Below are 1,804 nucleotides of genomic sequence, written 5' to 3' on the forward strand. Positions count from 1 at the left end.
GACGACGTAATATGAATGCTGCTGGGCCATCAGATCGCCTCCGCCTTGCGAGCGATGAAGCGAAGGCAACCCTCGATGTGGTTGCGGACCTGATCGTCAGAGACCTTGGGGGAAGCCGCGCTCGTCACGATATCGACGGTGCGGAATGCCGGGTGGGTCTGGATTTGCCAGAGGGCCCCGAGGAGGTCTAACCGCGTTTTGCTCATGTCGTGCTCCCGATCTGTTGGAAGCGACGCTACGCCCTGTAGCGATACATGTCAACACATGTTGTAGCGATTTTCGGAAAATGTTTACATTGGTCCGAATCGGACCTAGTTATCGCTTTTTGAGAGCTAAGATTGCGTCGATGGCTTTTTTCTTAAAGGCTGGGGATTCGCCCCTAACCAAATCATCCAGACTGGCTTCGCTCAATTCATCGTCGTCGCCATAGATGATCCAGCGGCCGGTGAAATTTCCGCCTTTGGCGCCCTGTCGCAGGAAGTGCTTTATATAGCGCTCCGCGTCTCTCGGATCAATTGTCCTGGTGCCCCCCTCGTGGGCCCTATATGTGCTCTCGGGCCATCCAGCGTCCAGCGCTGCGCTTCTGGCGGATGGATAACCTGCGGCCATCCGAACTGTTCGGAGCCGGGAACCCTGTCCTTTACGGATTTTCTCATCATCGGTCATAGCTACGCATTGTAGCGAGAAAAGAGCTACATGCTGTATTGACACGTATCGCTACTTGGTGTAGCGAAAGGGAATGAACTCCTTTTCCGCAATCATTGATGCTTTCGGCGGCCGTTTTGCAGAGGCAATCGGCGTCGAGGAGAGCCACGCGCGCACAATGAAGGCTCGTGACTCCATCCCCTCCACCAGATGGATGGCTACCGTTAACGCCGCACGAGATCTCGGTGTATCCGGGGTTACCCTTGACCTGCTTGCGCGCCTTGAAGAAGAAAAAGCCAAGCCGCGCGAGGCAGCTCAATGAGCCACGCGCATCTGCTCGGTGATGTTGGTGCTTCTGGCGTTCTTCTCCTCGAGAACACGACGCGCTTCGGCATTGGCCGCTTCGGCGCCTGTCAAGGAAACGATCACATTGAGTTGGGCGCCGCTGCCGAGCACGTAGCCCACGCAGCGCAGCACCCCGTTGATTTTTCTGAAAGCTCCGAACCCGTCGAAGTACATTGTAGGTGCATTCGCTGCCTGAAGAAGCAGTTCTTCGTCTTCCATTGCACGACCCCCGTCTCGAGAACGGGGCATGCAAACACATCCGCCGGGAAAACGACATTAAACTTTCGCCGTCAGATTGAATCGATTTTATCGGTTGTTCCTGGGCGGGAACATTCACGGCGATTTTCGTCCGCTTCCAGCAGCTTTTGTCAGCGCGATCACGAGAGCTTGAATGATGTCAGGCAACTCGGAGAGCGGGCATCGCAAGCGCGCTTCGACGGTGCCGGTCCCGTCCTGTCGACTGAACAGTACGATCCGTGCAATTCCCCTTGTGATCTTCACCTCGTGAATGCCGTCGAAGAAAATCTCAGAGACGTTTCTCGGGTCGATCAAATCCATGTTTTCCTCAAATCTTAAGGTTCAAAAATGCTGCAATTTATAGGCTTTTGGACCATCTGGTCGAACTTTTTTGAAACTGTTTTCGAGGCGTCGATCGCGCCCTTCGCGGAGCTCTATTGGCAACTGGAATATGACCGCGCCGTTGCTTTCGTGGACTGCCGGGAAGCCGGCATTTTCATTTGAAGAATGAGCGAGAACATCATGGCACGCAACATTCAGATCATGAGCAGCCAGCCTGCCCTCGGGGGCACAAGCG

The 1,804-nt window shown here is 54.8% G+C and carries 6 protein-coding genes; 1 reads left to right on the forward strand and 5 read right to left on the reverse strand.

The features are described from left to right. Positions 1-29: 29 nt before the first annotated feature. Positions 30-206 carry a hypothetical protein gene (locus tag CQ12_RS44630; protein ID WP_018272543.1) on the reverse strand — a complete coding sequence of 59 codons (177 nt, stop codon included), beginning with the start codon at positions 204-206 and terminating at the stop codon, positions 30-32. Positions 207-315: 109 nt separating this feature from the next. Beyond that, on the reverse strand, positions 316-666 hold the full coding sequence (locus CQ12_RS37045; RefSeq protein ID WP_051110120.1) for a hypothetical protein: 351 nt from the start codon (positions 664-666) through the stop codon (positions 316-318). Positions 667-739: 73 nt separating this feature from the next. Here CQ12_RS37045 and CQ12_RS37050 point away from each other — a divergent pair, with 73 nt between their 5' ends. Continuing rightward, on the forward strand, positions 740-967 hold the full coding sequence (locus CQ12_RS37050) for a hypothetical protein (protein WP_026193013.1): 228 nt from the start codon (positions 740-742) through the stop codon (positions 965-967). Here the strand turns inward: CQ12_RS37050 and CQ12_RS37055 are convergent. From CQ12_RS37055 to CQ12_RS45540, 3 genes are all read right to left on the reverse strand, one after another. Then, on the reverse strand, positions 961-1,209 hold the full coding sequence (locus CQ12_RS37055) for a hypothetical protein (protein WP_057840178.1): 249 nt from the start codon (positions 1,207-1,209) through the stop codon (positions 961-963). The two genes, CQ12_RS37050 and CQ12_RS37055, sit on opposite strands and share 7 nt — an antisense overlap. A 114-nt stretch (positions 1,210-1,323) precedes the next feature. Beyond that, on the reverse strand, positions 1,324-1,548 hold the full coding sequence (locus tag CQ12_RS37060) for a hypothetical protein (protein WP_018272540.1): 225 nt from the start codon (positions 1,546-1,548) through the stop codon (positions 1,324-1,326). A gap of 21 nt (positions 1,549-1,569) precedes the next feature. Then, a partial coding sequence (locus tag CQ12_RS45540) for a hypothetical protein (protein WP_198164372.1) occupies positions 1,570-1,804 on the reverse strand: 235 nt, incomplete at its 5' end.

The sequence above is a fragment of the Bradyrhizobium jicamae genome, assembly GCF_001440395.1.
Classification (GTDB): domain Bacteria; phylum Pseudomonadota; class Alphaproteobacteria; order Rhizobiales; family Xanthobacteraceae; genus Bradyrhizobium; species Bradyrhizobium jicamae.